Below are 15,568 nucleotides of genomic sequence, written 5' to 3'. Positions count from 1 at the left end.
ACTGTCATGCCAACCAGCGAGGAGCATCTTGGCTGGTTTTTTCGCACCGCGCAACGGTCCGGCCAAGATGCTTCCCGTTGGGCAGCATGACAGTTTCAGTAGGCTGGTTTTCTAGAATTTATACGCTACCTGCCCGACGATGCTGCGCAGCTTCTGCGCGTTCATGGTGGTGTAGCCTATCCAGTAGTGCTTGTCGGTGAGGTTGTCCACTTTGGCCGAGAAGCGGTAATGTTGCAGGTCGTAGAACACGCTGGCATTGAGCACCGTATATTCGGGTAGGGTGAAGGAACCCAGCGACTTGCTGTTGACCACCTTGTTGTCGCTGGCGTAGTTGCCGCCGAAGCCCAGGCCCAAGCCTTTGAGCGGGCCTTCGGGCTGGCGGTAGCTTACCCAGGCATTGGCCAGGTAGGGCGACGAGGCCGTGGCGGGCCGGTAGCCGTTCACATCGTCGTTGGTGTTCACGTAGATGGAATAGTTGTAGGCAAAGCCGCCCACGATGTTGAGACCTGGCAGCGGGTTGGCGGTCAGGTTTAGTTCGGCCCCGCGGCTCCACTGCGTACCATCCTGCACGCCGAGCGCCACGCCCGCGGCGTTGTAGCCCGTAGTCCGCAGGATGTTTTGCACCCGAATATCATAGTAGCTTACCGTGGCGCTCACGCGGCCGCCGGCGGCATCGAGTTTCACACCACCCTCAACCTGGTTGGCGCGCTCGGGCTTAGTCACGTTCGAACCGCCTTGGGCATCGAGGAAAACGCTGTTCTGGTTGGTGAAGCTGTTTTGGTAGTTCGCAAACAGCGCTACCCGGTCTTTTACGGGCTGGTAAACCAGGCCAAACTTGGGCGAAATAGCCGTTTGAGCGTAGGCATTGACGGGAGAGTAGAACAGCCCGCCTTTATTGTCATAGCGGTCGACGCGCACGGCAGCCAGCACGCTCAGTTGGTCGGTGAGGTTCAGTACATCCGAGGCGAAAGCGCTGTAGGTATTCACCTTGGTCGTCACGAGGTAGTGCGAGGGCGAGTTGGCCGCATAAGCCGCGTTCACGGCATTGGCATTGAAGGTGCGGTAGGAGTCGGCCGGCCCACCCAACTTTACAGCGTCGATAAAGCCGCCGAAGTAGTCGAGGTTGGAGTCGATGCGCAGGAAGTCCAGACCCAGCACCACGCGGTTGCGCAGGCTGCCGAGCTGAAAGTCGCCGTTGAAGAGCTGCTGCACTTCAAACGTCTGGCTGTGGCTGTCCTGCGTCGATTGGTCATTGCGCGACAGCGAGTTGAGGCCGGGCGTAGTAATGGGGTTGGCGGTGCCAACGGTAGCCGCCGTGTTCGACACCAAGTAGAAATACGGTCCGTAGCCCTGCGAGTAGCTGCGGCTGCTGGTGAGGTAGGTGGTCGAGGTAAAGCTCGGCGAGAGGCGGTAGCGCACTTGCCCAAACAGGTTGGTGCTGCGCGAATCCTGCGTCAGGCCCGGCCCCTGGTACGACTGGCGGTAGTCGAGCGGAGCTTGGTCGGCCCGCGAAAAGCCCAGGTTTTTAATGGGGTCGCCGTAGGAGAAGTAAATAAGCTGCTTGCCCACGTTGGTACCGCGGTACACCTCAGCGTCCAGGTTAATGGTCAGGCGGTCGGTGGGACGGAACTGCAAACTCGGCGCGATGGCCAGGTTTTTTACAAAGCCCGCGTAGCCCACGTTCTGCCAGCTGTCTTCGTACTGGTAGGCCGTGTTGAGGCGAAAAGCCAGCGTTTTAGCTTTATTGAGGGGCGTATTGACATCGGCGCTTACTCGGTGGAAAGCGTAGCTGCCGCCCGACACGGCTACTTCGCCCCCAAACGTCTCGTAGGGCTTCTTGGTCACGCGGTTAAGCAGGCCGCCATACGAGGTCAGGGCGCTGCCGTATAGCGTGGCCGACGGCCCCTTAATGACTTCGAGCTTTTCCAGGTTTGCGGCGTCAATGGTGCTAGTCACGCTGCCGGCCACGCCGTTGCGCAGCTGGCTCGACACCACGAAACCCCGCGAGGCGTAGAAAGAGCCACCGTCGCCGCCGCGGCCAGTGGGCTCCCACATTTTTTGCAGGCCCGGCGCGTTGCGCGTTGCATCGTCTACCGAAAACACCAGCTGCTCGGTCAGCAGCTCCTTGCCGATGGTGGCGTACACCTGCGGATTTTCGAGGTTTTGGAGGGGCATTTTGCTCACATCCACGCTGGTGCGGCGGTTAAATTTGTTGGTGCGGGCGCCGCTCACCACCACTTCCTTCAGTTCGGCGGCGCTCTCGGCCAGCGTAAAGTTGATGGCAGCGGTTTGGCCGCTTACTACTGTCACGGTCTGCTGCTCGGTTTTTAAGCCCACCGCCGATACTACTAGCGTGTACTGCCCCGGGGCCAACTGCCGAATCCGAAACCGGCCCTGCTCGTCGGTGATGTCACCTTTGGCTTGTCCTTCTACGCCGACGCTCACGGCCTCCACGGCCCCGCCATTGCTATTGGTGACGCGGCCGCTGATGGTGCCGGTGCTTTGAGCCTGAGCCGTAGCAGAAACCGCACAAACCACTAGCGGCAAGAGCAGGTAACGATGGTTATTCATTGAAACTTTAATTAGACGGAATCTAAAGAAGTCACAAAGAAACAGCCGCCGAGGGGTGTGGTCAAAATTTATTTAGAAAAAGTCTAAGTAAATTATCGACATTGGTCGGGGTATTAGGGCATTAAATCGCACTAACGCAGCCCGCAACCCGGCACTAGTGCGGCCGCACCCCGCGCACAAATTCCTGAATGGCAGCCGTCCGCCCATCAGCCGGCGCTTGCTGCAACAAGCGAATAAACGCGCTGCCGATAATGGCGCCGGTGGTGTGGCGGCTAGCCGCTGCAAAGCTGGCCGCGTCGCTGATGCCAAATCCTACCAGGGTAGGGTTGCGCAAACCTAATGCCTGGGTACGGCGGAGGTAGGCGTCCACATCGGCGTTCATGTCGGTTTGGGCGCCGGTGGTGCCGGCAGCGGCCACGAGGTAGATGAAGCCATCGGCTAGCGCATCGAGTTGGCGCACGCGGGCGGGGCTGGTCTGGGGCGTCACCAAGAATACCACTTGCAGGCCATACTGCGCAAACAGCGGTCGGTACTCGCGCTCATACACTTCGAGTGGCAAGTCGGGCAAAATCAAGCCATCGACGCCCACCGCCTGGCACTGCTGGCAGAAGCGCTCAATGCCAAACTGCACCACTGGGTTGAGGTAGCCCATAAGCAGGATGGGTACTGTAATGCCTTGCTGGCGAATATCGTGCAGCTGCTCGAACAGCGTAGCTACTGTCATGCCATTGTCCAGCGCCTGCTGGTTGCTGCGCTGAATGGTCTCGCCATCGGCCACGGGGTCGGAATACGGCATCCCGATTTCGACAAGGTCGGCGCCAGCGTCTTGCAAGGCTTGCAGGACGGGTACTGTGTCGTGAAGCTGCGGAAAGCCAGCCGTGAAATAGACGTTGAGCACGTCCGCAGTTTTGCGTTGAAATAGTTGGGTGAGGCGGTTCATAAGGCAAGGTGAAAACCGTCCGTCATGCCGAAGCATCTCTACTGCACCGTTGAACGGCTTAGGGGCAGCAATAGCGATGCTTCGGCAAGCGAACGCTAGCTGAGCATGACAGGCGTAGGTTAAGCGTATTCTTCTAAATGCTTGGTATAAGTGGCCAAATCCTTATCGCCGCGGCCCGAGAGGCATACCACCACCACGTCGTCCTTCTTGGCCCCGATGAGGGGTAGGCAGGCCAGCGCGTGGGCCGTTTCGAGGGCCGGAATAATGCCTTCTAAGCGGCTCAGCTGGAAAGCCGCATCCAGCGCCTGCTTATCCGTAATCGACATAAAATCAGCGCGCCCAGTGGCAAACAGCTGCGCGTGCTGCGGCCCAATGCCGGGGTAGTCGAGCCCCGCCGAAATAGAATAAGGCTCCGTTACCTGGCCATCGGCCGTTTGCATCAGAATAGTGCTGGCCCCGTGCAAAATGCCCGGCTTGCCCAGCGCCGTAGTAGCGGCCGAGTGGCCAGTATCGATGCCCTGGCCGGCGGCCTCAGCGGCCACCAGGCGCACGCTTGGCTCATCTAAATAGTGGTAAAACGCGCCCGCCGCGTTGGAGCCGCCGCCCACGCAGGCCAATAGGAAATCGGGGGTAGCGCGGCCAGTTTGGTGCAGCAACTGGCGAATAATCTCGGCCGAAATCACCGACTGAAACCGGGCTACCATGTCGGGGTAGGGGTGCGGGCCCACCACCGAGCCAATGATGTAGTGCGTATCGGTGGGGTTTGAAATCCAGTGGCGCATGGCCTCGTTGGTAGCGTCTTTCAGGGTGCGGCTGCCGCTTTTGGCGGGCACCACTTTGGCTCCTAGCATGCGCATGCGGTCCACGTTAGGGCGCTGGCGCTCAATGTCAACCTCGCCCATATACACAATGCACTCTAGGCCCATGAGGGCGCACACCGTGGCCGTGGCCACGCCGTGCTGGCCGGCCCCAGTTTCGGCCACAATGCGGCGCTTGCCCAACCGCTGTGCCACCAGAATCTGGCCGATGGTGTTGTTGATTTTGTGGGCGCCGGTGTGGCACAAATCCTCGCGCTTGAGGTAGATGGTGGTGCCGATTTCGGCCGACAGCCGCTGCGCCAGAAATAGGGGGGTAGGGCGCCCCACGTAGTCGGTTAGCAGTTGGGTAAACTCACGTTGAAATTCAGCATCCTCAATAATTTTGAGGTAGTTATTGCGCAGCTCCTCCACGTTGGGATAAAGCATTTCGGGCACATACGCGCCGCCAAACGGGCCGTAATAGCCAGCCGCATCGACTTGGTAGGGTGAGGGGGCAGTAGTCGTCATAAGCGTAGAAAATAACAGTGAAATATCAGGTAGCCGACTGCTCTTGCAGGCGGGTCAGCAGCTTCTTGGTGGCGGCCACATCTTTGAGGCCAGGGGCCAACTCAAGTTGGCTGTTGAAGTCGTAGCCCACTAGCTGCGGGTGGTGAAAGTGCAGCAACTCGCTGGCATTGTTGGGCCCCAGGCCGCCACTCAGCAAGAAGGGGGTAGGGCCGTGGTATTTGGCTAGCACCTGCCAATCGAAGGCCGTGCCGTTGCCGCCAGGATGCGCGCCTTTGGTGTCAAATAAAAACAAGTCACAAACCGACGAATACGCCGCCAGCGTACTGAAATCAAAGCCTTCATCTATCGAAAAAGCCTTGATAATGCGCAGGTTGTGGTGCTGCGCTTCGCGGCAGTAGGCCGGCGACTCGTGGCCGTGCAACTGCACGTAGTCGAGCAGGTAGCGGGTGGTAGTGGCGAGCAGTTCGGGTAGCGGCATGTCCACAAAAACCCCCACTTTGCGCAAGGTTGGCGGCAGGCTGCGCAGCAATTCCGGGTCCAGCGAGTCGCCTACAAAGCGAGCCGACTTCTCGTAGAAGATGAACCCCAGAAAATCGGGGTTCAAGTCAGCCACGGCCCACAAATTGGCTGCCTCGCGCATACCGCAGATTTTGACTAGCATAAGTGCCTAAGAAGCCGAAACGGGGGTAGTAAGTTCAGCCACCAAGCCTGCCAGCGCCGCCGCCGGGTCGGCAGTTTTCATGAACGTTTCGCCAATAAGAAAGCCTTGATAGCCTGCTTGGCGCAGCTCCAGAATAGTGCTGGCGTGCTGCAAGCCGCTCTCGGCCACCCGCACAAAGCGACTAGGAATGAGCGCCGCCAGCCGCGCCGACGTGGCCACATCGGTGGCAAATGTGGCAAGGTTGCGGTTGTTCACGCCCACCAAATCAACGGCTTCGGCGAGGTGGCTGCGTAGCTCGGCTTCATCGTGCACTTCCAGCAGCACTTCGAGGCCCAGCGAGTGGGCAAACTGGCTGAACTGCTGCACTTCGGCCGGCGTGAGGCAACTGGCGATGAGCAAAATTAAATCAGCCCCCAGCGCCCGCGCCTCAGTTATTTGGTACTCGCTGATAATAAAATCTTTGCGCAGGATGGGCGTGGCTGGGCAAGCCGCCCGGGCCGCCCACAGATCGGCGGGAGTGCCGCCAAAAAACGGCTCATCCGTCAGCACCGACAGCACCGCCGCGCCCGCCGCTACGTAGCCGGCCGTGGTAGCGCCCGCCTCCGCTGTGCCATTAATAACCCCTTTCGACGGCGAGCGCCGCTTGAACTCGGCAATAATGCCCGAGGAGCCCGCCGCCGTGAGCGCCGCCCGCGCCGAGCGCACCGGGCGCGTGAAGGGGGGTAGGGCTTGCAGCGCCGCAGCCGGCGTTTCGGCCTCGCGACGGGCTACTTCCTGGCGCTTTTCGGCGATGATTTTATCGAGAATGGTCATGGGGATTCTAACGGAACATTTCTAACACCAGAACAACGTGCTGAGCAAGGCGAAGCATCTGGTATAGCTGGGTAATCTTAGTTGTTCAACAAGGCGAGCGAGATGCTTCGCTTTGCTCAGCATGACGTTCTTTTTTAACTAATTCGCCTAGCTTAAAGCTAACAATTTCTCAAACGCCTGCCGTGCCCGGCCGCTGTCCAACGACTCGCGGGCTTGCGCCAAACCTTCGGCAACGTTGGCCGCGCGGCCGGCTGTGCGCAGGGCCAAGGCGGCATTGGCCAATACGGCGTTGCGGTGGGCTTCGGGGGCTTCGTTGCGCAGTACTTTCTGGAAAATATGCGCGGCTTCGGCTACCGTGTCGCCGCCAAATAGGGCTTCGGGCGTAGTGGGGGGTAGGGCTAAGTCGCTAGGCGCTAGCAGTTCTTCGCCCTGCCGGCTGATGAGTTTAACCGGGCCCGTGAGCGATACCTCGTCGTAGCCATCGAGGCTGTGCACGATGAGAAATTCCCTACCCACCTCCTGCTGGTGCAGGTAGGCGTAGAGGCGGGCCAGCTCTAGGCTGAACACGCCCACTAGTTGCAAGCGCGGTCGGGCGGGGTTTACCAGCGGCCCCAGCATGTTGAAAAAAGTCTTGACGCCTAGTTCCTTACGCAGCGGGGCTACATTCTTAAGCGCCGGGTGAAACAGCGGCGCGTGCAGAAAGCAGATATTCGCCTCGTCGAGCTGACGCTTGAGCGCGTCATTGTCAGCCGTAAACTTCACGCCCATGTACTCCAGTACCGTGCTACTACCGCTGATGCTCGACACGCCGTGGTTGCCATGCTTGGCCACCGGCTGCCCCGCGCCCGCCACCACAAAAGCCGATAAAGTAGAGATGTTGAAGGTGTTACGGCCGTCGCCGCCGGTGCCGCACACGTCCATGGCGTCGTAGCCGCCGAGGTCCACGGGGCGGCACAGCTCCAGCAGCGCGTTGCGGAAGCCAGCCAGCTCCTCCACCGTCACGCTGCGCATGAGGTACACGGTGAGGAAAGCTGCAATCTGGGCCGGGTTATACTGGCCCTGCGCAATGCCCAGCACCACACGGTGCGCTTCTTCCTGGGGCAGCGTGCGGTAAGCAAACAGGTGGTTGAGGGTGTCTTTCACTTTATAATTAATATAAAAACGTCCTGCTGAGCTTGCCGAAGCATCGCGCGTGCAGCAGTAATTTCAATCGTTCAACGGCGCGAGCGCGATGCTTCGGCAAGCTCAGCAGGACGTTCTAGGGGCCTTATTTCCTACCCATTTACCCAATTAGCCAACATGGTTTTGCCGTGTTCCGTCAGCACCGATTCGGGGTGAAACTGCACGCCCAGCACGTCGTAGTCGCGGTGGGCAAGGGCCAGCACCTGGCCGTTTTCGTCGAGGGCCGTGATGCGCAGCTCGGCTGGCACCGCCTCGGGCGAAATGGTCCAGGAATGGTAGCGGCCCACGCGCACATCGCTCGGCACATCGTTGAAAAGACGGTTTTGAGCGGCTTCTGGCGTTTGGTGCAGCGTGTGGGCCACACCATGGTGCACCTCGCCCAGGTTAGCGAGCTGGCCGCCAAAGGCTTCGCCAATGGCCTGGTGGCCCAGGCACACGCCCAAAATATGTTTGGTTGGCGCGTAGCGCTTAATTAGTTCGGGCATAATGCCGGCCTCGCTCGGAATGCCCGGCCCCGGTGACAGCAAAATGTGCGAATACTTATCCACCTCGTCGAGGCTGATTTTATCGTTGCGAAACACCTCCACTTCCTGCCCCAGCTCGCGCAGCATATACACGAGGTTGTAGGTAAAGGAATCGTAGTTGTCGAGAACTAGAATGGCCATTTTCTTGCTGAAATTAATTTCTTACAACCTCATGCTGAACGCTGGGAAGCACCTCGCTCGCATCGTTGCTGATACATAAATTACTGCTGCCCGCGAGCTGCTTCCCAGCGTTCAGCATGTCGCTTTTTTTAACCTGTTGAATTATACCTTTTCCGCCTGCTGCAAGGCCGCGCGCAGGGCGCCCAGCTTGTTGTGCACTTCTTGCAATTCGCTGGCCGGCACTGACTTCGCCACTACCCCCGCGCCGGCCTGGTAGTACAGCGTATTGTCTTTGCTGAGAAAAGTCCGAATCATAATGGCGTGGTTGAAGTCGCCGCCAAAGTCGAGCGCGCCGATGCAGCCACCATAAAAGCCGCGCTGCGTGCTTTCGTACTGGTCAATGAGCTGCACGGCGCGGTACTTAGGCGCACCCGACAGCGTGCCGGCCGGGAAGGTTTCGCCTACCACATCGAGCGGCTCGGTATCGGGTCCTAACTGGCCCACTACTTTGGAAACCAAGTGGATAACGTGTGAATAATACTGCACTTCCTTGAACCGCTCGACGGCCACTACGTCGCAGCGGCGGCTGAGGTCGTTGCGGGCCAAGTCCACGAGCATCACATGCTCGGCGGTTTCCTTGGGGTCGTCGAGAAGCTGCTGGGCCAGGCGGGCGTCGGCCGCGTCGTCGCCGGTGCGGCGAAACGTGCCCGCGATGGGGTAGAGTACCGCTTGGCCCTTATTAATCACAATCTGCGACTCGGGCGACGAGCCAAACAGCTTGTAGCTGCCGTAGTCGAAAAAGAAGAGGTAGGGCGACGGATTAAGCGAGCGTAGCGCCCGGTATACGTTAAACTCATCACCCTGAAAGCTTTGCTGAAAACGCCGCGACAGCACAATCTGAAACACGTCGCCGCGCTGGCAGTGGTGCTGGCCCAGGCGTATTAGCTCCAAGTACTCGGCATCGGTTGCGTTAGACGTTTCCTGGCCCGTAAGGTGAAACGAGTGGGTAGCAAAATTACGGTTTTGGATGAGCGTTTCGATGTAGTCGAGCTTATCAGCTTCGGGTTCTTCGCCTTCGGCTAGGTATTGATGCTCAAATAAATACAACTCATCTTTGAAGTGATTGATGGCAATAACGTAGCGAAACGCCTGGTACACGATGGCTGGCACCGTGCTGGCGCCGGGCTTGTCGCGCAGCTCCACATCCTCAAAATACTGCACTGCCTCGTAAGCCATGTGCCCAAACAGCCCGTTGGTGATGAAGGGCAGCCCCGACGGTGCGGCCGGCTGGAAGCTCGCCCGAAACTCGCGCAATTGCTCTAGCGCCGTGCGCGGGTCGGCGAGGGTAGTGGTGTGGGCCGGCTGGCCGGGGTGCTGCTTCGTGAGCTGCCGCCCATCGAGTTCAAACCGCGCTACCGGGCTGAAGCACAGGTAGGAAAAGCTATTATTATTGCCGTGGTAGTCGGAGCTTTCGAGCAGCAGCGTGCCCACAAACTGGTCGCGCAGGCGCAGGTACAAGCTTACCGGCGTGAGGGTATCGGCCAGCAAGCGGCGGTGGCGGCTGTGAACTAGGGTAGCGGAGGAAGTAGCAGTAGCGGCCGACATGGCTTGGATTGAAAAACGGCTGTCTTTGCGGCACTCGCAAAAACAGGGTAAAAAATGGGACAACAAAAAAGCCCGCTGCGGTGAGCAGCGGGCTTGGAGAATCTCTAAGGGTTCAACCAACTATATATGCCTAATGCTCAGCCTTTTGGAAAGGTTGAGTGCCACCAGCTTTGCGAAACGGTTGCGAGAAAAGACATGGTTTAGGTCGGTTTGCGGAAGCAAAGGAACGATGCTTTTATGAAAAAGCAAATTTTTGAGTTGAAAAAATGCTGACTTAGCTACTTCTCAACTACCACGTATTCAATATTCACCAAGCCAGTGTCCGGAGTAGGCTGGGGGTTGATACCGATTTTGGTGGGGTCAAACAAGCCGCTTTCAGCCAGTGCGCGTTGCGATGCGAGCAGCTTGGCGCGGCTAAACAGCTCGCCATGGTGCAGGGGCACCAGCTGAAGAATGGTGGCGGTGGGCACTTTGTGGTTGCCTTTGACCGTGATGTTATTTATCTGAGCAGTAGGCCCTTCGTTAAGAATAAAAAGCAAGTCGGTGGTGCCGTTGGGCTGCGGCTTAGCCACAGGCTTGATGCTGAAAAACAGGTAGCCGTGGTCCATATAGCGCGAAGTAATCGTGCGGCTGTCGGCCCAAGCACCCAGTTTGGCTTCCACTACCGTCGAGTCGTAGGGGTCGCCGGGGCGCAGGTCCAGTGCTTCGTTGAGCTGCGCGGCCGAAAGGAATTTATTGCCCTGCCAGCTAATGGTGCCGATGCGGCTCTGGGCGGAGGACGAGGGGGTAGGGACTGCCGTACTTAGCCCCACTGCTGCCACCGAGGGGGTAGGGCTTACGGCGGCGGCACCTATCCAAGCCAGGACAGCCACCGGAATAACTAGCAGGAAACGAAGCTTTTTCATGGGGGAAGAGGGGGGAGTGGTGAGCATGCGAATGCGCAGGGCAACCTGCCGCGTGGAAAAAGGATGCACCAGCGAAGTAGGCGCCGGGCCAGCAGCTAGCTTAAGTAGCAGGCGGCCGTAGGCCACGCGGCTGCCCGCGGCGCGCGTCACGGCGGCATCGGCTAGGTACTCGTGTACCGTGCGTAGTTGTTGGCGCAGGTAAGGCACCAAGCCATTAAACCAAAAAAAGCAGCCCACTACCTCAGCCAGCAGTAAATCGAGCGAGTGGTGCTGCGCGCCGTGCACCTGCTCGTGCTGCACCAGTTGCGCATACTCGGCCGGGCTAAGTTGGGCGTGGGCCGGCGACAAGAATACGTATTTCCCAAACGAAAACGCTGGCTGGCTGGGCTCGGGGAGCTGCACCAGCCAGCCCCGCCCGAGGCGCGTGCGCGGGTGCTGCCGGCTTAGCAAATAGAGCCAGGCTAGGCTGCGCGCCAGGCGCCAAGCCTGGTACGCCACCCCTAGCCAGTAGGTAGCCAAGGCTAGCAGTAGCCACGGCACGCCGGTTTGCGTCGCCACTTCGGTAGGGGCAGTACGGTAGGTAGCTAGTTGCCAAGGGGGTAGGGCCAGAGTTGGAACAACGGGGCTACTGGGCCACACCAGCGGTGCCCAGGCCGTGGGCAGTGCAAGTAGGGGTAGGGCGGCGCTCAGCAGGAGCGCGCTCAGCAAATAGGTGCGGTTCCAGCCAAAGGTGGAAAGTGGCGCCAGCAGCAACCAGTAGAAGAGCGCAAACACCGCTTGGCAGCCGGTGGCCGCGAGCAGGTACAGAAGCCAATGGCTAGTCATAGCCAGGCGTGTTTTTGGCCTGGTCATCGTCGAGCAGCTTGCGCAGCTGCTGCAACTCCTTGGGGTTCAAGGTTTCCTCAACCATGAACGACACCAGCGCAGTCGGCGAATTATCGAAGTAGCGGGCCAGCATGCGCTTCAGGCTTTGGGCCCGATATTGCGCCTTGCTGATGAGCGGAAAGTACTCGTAGGTTTTGCCATAGGCTTTGAAACCCAGGTAGCCTTTGCGCTCTAAAATCCGCACCACCGACGACACTGTGTTGTAGGGCGGCTTGGGGTCGTCGGGCAAGTGCTCGATGATATCCTTTACAAATGCTTGCTTCAACTTCCAGAGCACCTGCATAATGGGCTCTTCGGTTTTGGTTAATTCCTCCATGCTGCAAATGTATAACGGATATTTCAGTTTATAAACTGCAAAAGCAGTTTATAAACTGAAATATCCGTTATAGCAGAAAGCTTCGGATGAAAAATCTTCGGCTCAACCTTCGTGTAACGGTTCTTGCCGAACTAACCCTTGCCCCACAAAGTGGGGGTAGGCCTCCTACAAGGTAGCTAGCTCGATACAGCCAGCCGTGTTTCTTCGGGGCCCAGCTCTACTAGGCCTTGCTTATAGAGCGAGCCCAACGCTTTCTTGAAGACCTTTTTGCTCATGCCTAGGCGGCGGTACACGTCGTCGGCGAGGCTTTTATCGCCGAGGGGTAGGCGGCCATCGGGGCGGGCGCGCAGGGCGGCAAGTACGAGGCCCGCGGCGCTCTCAACCTCGTCGTAGCCGGCCTGGCCCAGGCGTACATCGAGCTTGCCATCGGGTCGAATCAGGCGGACGTGGCCGGGTAGCAGCTCGCCAATGCGCAAGGGGCGGAAAACTTCGTTGCCGTAGAGCAGGCCCGCGTGCGTGCCATTGATGATGACGGAATAACCCAGCGGAGTTTCTTCGGCCACAAGTACCTGCACGGCGGCGCCCACTGCGCCCTCGAAGGGCTCGGGGCTCAAAAACTGCTGCCATTTGGCCGACGCCACGAGTCGGTCGGTAGCCTCGTCGAGGTACACATAAACTAGCACGCGGTCGCCAACGCGCACAGCCTGGCGCTGGTTGGCGTGGGGAAGGAGCAAGTCTTTTTCGAGGCCCCAGTCGAGAAACGCCCCGGGCGCCCCCACATCGCGCACGGTGAGGGCTGCGAAGCTATCGACCACCGCCAGTGGCTCTAAAGTGGTGGCAATGAGGCGGTCCTCCGAGTCGCGGTATACAAAGACGCGAATAACGTCGCCGACGTGCGCACCTACGGGGCGGTATTTTTCGGGCAGCAGCAGGTCGCCGTCGTCGCTGGTCAGGTAGAAGCCGATGCTGACTTCGCGGGCTATTTCGAGGTCGTTAAAATCGCCAAGGCGCATAGGAAGAAAGGCGGCAAGCGCCCTAGTTTAAACCAAACGAAGGTAGGGCTGGTAGCGGTGCCCATGGCAAACGCAAGCTAAAACAAGGAATTTTTAGCACCTTAATAAGAATCGTCGCTACTATCGGGATAATACTAGAATTTAAACGAAAGTAGTATTAAATTTGGAAAGCAACCGGTCTCTTATGCAGTTCACTTTATACGTTACGCTTTATGATTACGCGCTTTATAGGTGGCTTGCTAGTCGCCACTTTAGGGTTAGTGAGTTCGGCTGCTGCCCAGCGGGCGGCAGGGCCCAGCTTGGCGGCCGTGTTGCCAAGCAGTGTCGGCGGCGGGAGTAGCCCAGCGGCGGCCCCACTCTTCAAGCCCGACTCCATCTTTATTAATCCCGACGTGCGGCCACAATTCACGGGTGGCGATGCCGGAATGCGGGCCTACATGACTAAAAACCTGCACTACCCCGAGCAGGCCCTGCGCAAGCACCTAACGGGCAAAGTGTACGTGCGCTTTGTGCTCAGCGCTACCGGGCAGGTAACCGATGCCTCAGTAGTGCGCGGCCCCGGCAGCGGCCTCAACGAAGAAGCCCTGCGCCTGGTGTGGCTGATGCCGCCTTGGCAGCCGGCCCGGCAGCGCGGCCAAACTGTGCGGGTAGTGTGCACCATTCCGATTGAGTTTCAGGAGTAACAGACGGGCTAGAGCCCTACCCCCTATTGCGTGTCGAAGCGCACCACGCTCGGCTGGCCAAAACTGAAATCGCTGAATTGGTACGAGTCGCGGTTGGTTTCGAAGAGGCGCAGGCCATTAGGCGTGAGCTGGCCGCGGGGGTAGTAGCCAATGAGTAGCTGGAAGGTGCGCAGCACCGTGAGCTCGTTGCGAAAGCGCAGCCCGACGCCAAAGCCCGTGTAGGGCAAATTGCTGCCGAAAGGTGAGCCACCACCCACGCGCTCACTCACAAAAGCCGCATCGGCAAAAGCCAGCACCGCCATGCGGAAGCCCAGCAATGACAGCGGCGTGTATAAAGTGCCCTCGTAGTTGGCTAAAAAGCGGCTGGTGGCCAGTATTTGGCCTTCGGGCCGGAAGCCACGCACCCCACCCGCGTTGCCGGTGATGCCGCCCAGCAGCACCTCGGAGGGGTAGCGATTGAAGCCTACCGTAGCGCGGGCGCTCAGCAAGTGGCGGCTTTGGTAGTTGCCCTGCCGGTAGCGCCGCGTGAAATACAGGAACTGCCCGTTGAGCAGGCCCTGCTCCCAGCCGCCGTCGCTCACGCGCTGGAAGGTGCCAAAGTCGAGGGCGCCATAGAGGTAGCCCTGGCGCACCGAGTAGCCGGCCGCGGCCACCTTGGCGTCGAAGTACCGCCGCGGCCCCACGGCGTTCATCTCGAAGCCGGTGGTGAAGCTCATGAGCAGGCCCGCCGGCACGTCCTCGGTGCGGCCAAAACCAAACAAATACTTATCCTTGTAGTAGCGGCGCACCGAGTAGCCTACCGTGCCCAGCATCAGCGTGCGGGTGCGGTCGTCGGGGGTATTGTAGGGGTTGGTGGTGTGGTTTTCGTGCAGAACGCTGCCCGCGATGATGAGCCGACCGGGGTTTTCGTAGCCCAAATCGTAGGAGCGCAGGCGCAGTGCCCGGCCCACCCACACGCTTTGGCTGGTGAAGGAGCGAATCTGAAAATTGGGCGGCACGCCCTCGGCCGTGGGCAAATCGCGGGGTAGCACCACGCGCAGGTTGAAGGCATCCATGGTAATGGCCCCCGCCCAGCGCGCGCTCGGCGAGTAAAAATCGCGCTGCACGGCTACCCCCCCCGAGTGCGACTCAAACTCATTGAAATAATGCCCCTGCGCGTACACGAAGTTGCGAAACGGCACTTGGTAGTTGCCCTCGTAGCCCCAAGTTTGGGGCTCATCGCGGCCGTACTGGTAGCGGTTGTTGAGCTGGTGGCCCAAGCCCAAAAAATTCTGGTCGCCGGCCGTGATGATGCCTTCGCTGGCCGTGCGCGGCTCGTAGCCGGCCGTGATGCTGAACACATCGGTGGTATACACCAAAATATCCACGCTGTCGCGGGTGGCCGTGGCCTCGTTCACCAGCACGCGGGCATCCAGTATTTCGTCGGTTTGGCGCAGTAGGCGTTCGCTTTCGGCCAGCGCCTGGGGTAGCAGCGGCTGCCCCGGCCGAAACAGCAGCACCTGCCGGATGCGCGAGCGCGCCGTGCGGATGTGCAGCGCATTGCCCGAGCGCTCCAAAAACGAGCGCGGCTGCCGCAGCGAGTCGTTCAGGCTATAACCAAAGGCATCGTAGGGCGTGATGGTAACGTGGCGCACCACCTTGAAATTATGCTGGTCGAACTGCCGGTTGAGCAGCACCGCATCGAGGCCGTGGTCTTCCTCGCGGGGCCGCGTAAGGCGAAAAAACGCCGACACTGCCCGCCCGGCCAGCGTTTTGCGGCGCGTGTAGCGCTGCAAGCTCAGGCGCACCCGGTCTTCGTCGAAGCGGCGGCCCAGCGAGTCGGCATACAAATCGGTGGTTTGTTCGGCGGCCCGCAGCGAATCGGGCGGCACGGCCAGCCGCGGCGAAAGCTTCTGCGCACTCACCTGCCCGAGCCCGCTGGCAAGCAGCAGGCTCAGCAAGGCAAAAAGACGGCGGGCAATAATACTCGGCATACGGCGCAGGGGCACTACGTGCAAGTTACGCCGCGCTTCGGGCCACGCAATA

13 protein-coding genes are annotated in these 15,568 nt (G+C 59.6%); 1 reads left to right on the top strand and 12 read right to left on the bottom strand.

What is annotated here, in order from left to right; all coding sequences use genetic code 11:
* Nucleotides 1–111: 111 nt before the first annotated feature.
* The 11 genes from GO988_RS16695 to GO988_RS16645 form a co-directional block, all read right to left on the bottom strand.
* Nucleotides 112–2,571: a TonB-dependent receptor gene (locus GO988_RS16695; protein WP_157567630.1), complete on the bottom strand. Its 2,460-nt coding sequence runs from the start codon at nucleotides 2,569–2,571 to the stop codon at nucleotides 112–114.
* A 154-nt stretch (nucleotides 2,572–2,725) separates the two neighbouring features.
* Nucleotides 2,726–3,511, bottom strand: coding sequence for a tryptophan synthase subunit alpha (trpA, locus tag GO988_RS16690; protein ID WP_157567629.1), 786 nt, complete (start codon nucleotides 3,509–3,511; stop codon nucleotides 2,726–2,728).
* A 119-nt stretch (nucleotides 3,512–3,630) separates the two neighbouring features.
* On the bottom strand, nucleotides 3,631–4,836 hold the full coding sequence (gene trpB / locus GO988_RS16685) for a tryptophan synthase subunit beta (protein WP_157567628.1): 1,206 nt from the start codon (nucleotides 4,834–4,836) through the stop codon (nucleotides 3,631–3,633).
* Nucleotides 4,837–4,861: 25 nt separating this feature from the next.
* A complete protein-coding gene (locus GO988_RS16680) occupies nucleotides 4,862–5,497 on the bottom strand; it encodes a phosphoribosylanthranilate isomerase (RefSeq protein WP_157567627.1) in 636 nt (211 codons plus the stop codon).
* 6 nt (nucleotides 5,498–5,503) lie between these two features.
* Nucleotides 5,504–6,310: an indole-3-glycerol phosphate synthase TrpC gene (gene trpC, locus GO988_RS16675; RefSeq protein ID WP_157567626.1), complete on the bottom strand. Its 807-nt coding sequence runs from the start codon at nucleotides 6,308–6,310 to the stop codon at nucleotides 5,504–5,506.
* A 147-nt stretch (nucleotides 6,311–6,457) separates the two neighbouring features.
* Nucleotides 6,458–7,453 (bottom strand): anthranilate phosphoribosyltransferase, encoded by a 996-nt coding sequence (gene trpD / locus GO988_RS16670; RefSeq protein ID WP_317164898.1) that lies wholly within the window; start codon nucleotides 7,451–7,453, stop codon nucleotides 6,458–6,460.
* 131 nt (nucleotides 7,454–7,584) lie between these two features.
* The gene (locus GO988_RS16665; protein WP_157567625.1) at nucleotides 7,585–8,157 is read right to left on the bottom strand and encodes an anthranilate synthase component II; all 573 of its coding nucleotides are present in this window, start codon (nucleotides 8,155–8,157) and stop codon (nucleotides 7,585–7,587) included.
* Nucleotides 8,158–8,298: 141 nt separating this feature from the next.
* Nucleotides 8,299–9,741: an anthranilate synthase component I family protein gene (locus GO988_RS16660; RefSeq protein ID WP_157567624.1), complete on the bottom strand. Its 1,443-nt coding sequence runs from the start codon at nucleotides 9,739–9,741 to the stop codon at nucleotides 8,299–8,301.
* A 278-nt stretch (nucleotides 9,742–10,019) separates the two neighbouring features.
* Nucleotides 10,020–11,471, bottom strand: a complete 1,452-nt coding sequence (locus GO988_RS16655; RefSeq protein ID WP_198172847.1) for a M56 family metallopeptidase — start codon at nucleotides 11,469–11,471, stop codon at nucleotides 10,020–10,022.
* Nucleotides 11,464–11,847 carry a BlaI/MecI/CopY family transcriptional regulator gene (locus GO988_RS16650; protein WP_157567620.1) on the bottom strand — a complete coding sequence of 128 codons (384 nt, stop codon included), beginning with the start codon at nucleotides 11,845–11,847 and terminating at the stop codon, nucleotides 11,464–11,466. The genes GO988_RS16655 and GO988_RS16650 overlap by 8 nt, the downstream gene beginning before the upstream one ends.
* A gap of 176 nt (nucleotides 11,848–12,023) precedes the next feature.
* The gene (locus GO988_RS16645) at nucleotides 12,024–12,860 is read right to left on the bottom strand and encodes a CvfB family protein (RefSeq protein WP_157567618.1); all 837 of its coding nucleotides are present in this window, start codon (nucleotides 12,858–12,860) and stop codon (nucleotides 12,024–12,026) included.
* Nucleotides 12,861–13,072: 212 nt separating this feature from the next.
* On the opposite strand from GO988_RS16645, the gene GO988_RS16640 reads away from it, so the two are divergent.
* Nucleotides 13,073–13,543, top strand: a complete 471-nt coding sequence (locus GO988_RS16640) for an energy transducer TonB (protein ID WP_157567616.1) — start codon at nucleotides 13,073–13,075, stop codon at nucleotides 13,541–13,543.
* A 23-nt stretch (nucleotides 13,544–13,566) separates the two neighbouring features.
* Here the strand turns inward: GO988_RS16640 and GO988_RS16635 are convergent, their stop codons facing one another.
* Nucleotides 13,567–15,516, bottom strand: coding sequence for a BamA/TamA family outer membrane protein (locus GO988_RS16635; RefSeq protein ID WP_157567614.1), 1,950 nt, complete (start codon nucleotides 15,514–15,516; stop codon nucleotides 13,567–13,569).
* Nucleotides 15,517–15,568: the final 52 nt, after the last annotated feature.

This window comes from Hymenobacter ginkgonis (genome assembly GCF_009755225.1).
Taxonomy (GTDB): Bacteria; Bacteroidota; Bacteroidia; order Cytophagales; family Hymenobacteraceae; genus Hymenobacter; species Hymenobacter ginkgonis.
The sequence above is the reverse complement of the archived record's forward strand: the minus strand, read 5'-3'. Positions and strand labels throughout refer to the sequence as shown.

Excerpts from the sequence above, each read along its gene's own strand:
- GO988_RS16695 (WP_157567630.1), bottom strand. The coding sequence starts at position 2,571 with ATGAATAACCATCGTTACCTGCTCTTGCCGCTAGTGGTTTGTGCGGTT.
- trpA (WP_157567629.1), bottom strand. The coding sequence starts at position 3,511 with ATGAACCGCCTCACCCAACTATTTCAACGCAAAACTGCGGACGTGCTC.
- trpB (WP_157567628.1), bottom strand. The coding sequence starts at position 4,836 with ATGACGACTACTGCCCCCTCACCCTACCAAGTCGATGCGGCTGGCTAT.
- GO988_RS16680 (WP_157567627.1), bottom strand. The coding sequence starts at position 5,497 with ATGCTAGTCAAAATCTGCGGTATGCGCGAGGCAGCCAATTTGTGGGCC.
- trpC (WP_157567626.1), bottom strand. The coding sequence starts at position 6,310 with ATGACCATTCTCGATAAAATCATCGCCGAAAAGCGCCAGGAAGTAGCC.
- GO988_RS16665 (WP_157567625.1), bottom strand. The coding sequence starts at position 8,157 with ATGGCCATTCTAGTTCTCGACAACTACGATTCCTTTACCTACAACCTC.
- GO988_RS16660 (WP_157567624.1), bottom strand. The coding sequence starts at position 9,741 with ATGTCGGCCGCTACTGCTACTTCCTCCGCTACCCTAGTTCACAGCCGC.
- GO988_RS16655 (WP_198172847.1), bottom strand. The coding sequence starts at position 11,471 with ATGACTAGCCATTGGCTTCTGTACCTGCTCGCGGCCACCGGCTGCCAA.
- GO988_RS16650 (WP_157567620.1), bottom strand. The coding sequence starts at position 11,847 with ATGGAGGAATTAACCAAAACCGAAGAGCCCATTATGCAGGTGCTCTGG.
- GO988_RS16645 (WP_157567618.1), bottom strand. The coding sequence starts at position 12,860 with ATGCGCCTTGGCGATTTTAACGACCTCGAAATAGCCCGCGAAGTCAGC.
- GO988_RS16640 (WP_157567616.1), top strand. The coding sequence starts at position 13,073 with ATGATTACGCGCTTTATAGGTGGCTTGCTAGTCGCCACTTTAGGGTTA.
- GO988_RS16635 (WP_157567614.1), bottom strand. The coding sequence starts at position 15,516 with ATGCCGAGTATTATTGCCCGCCGTCTTTTTGCCTTGCTGAGCCTGCTG.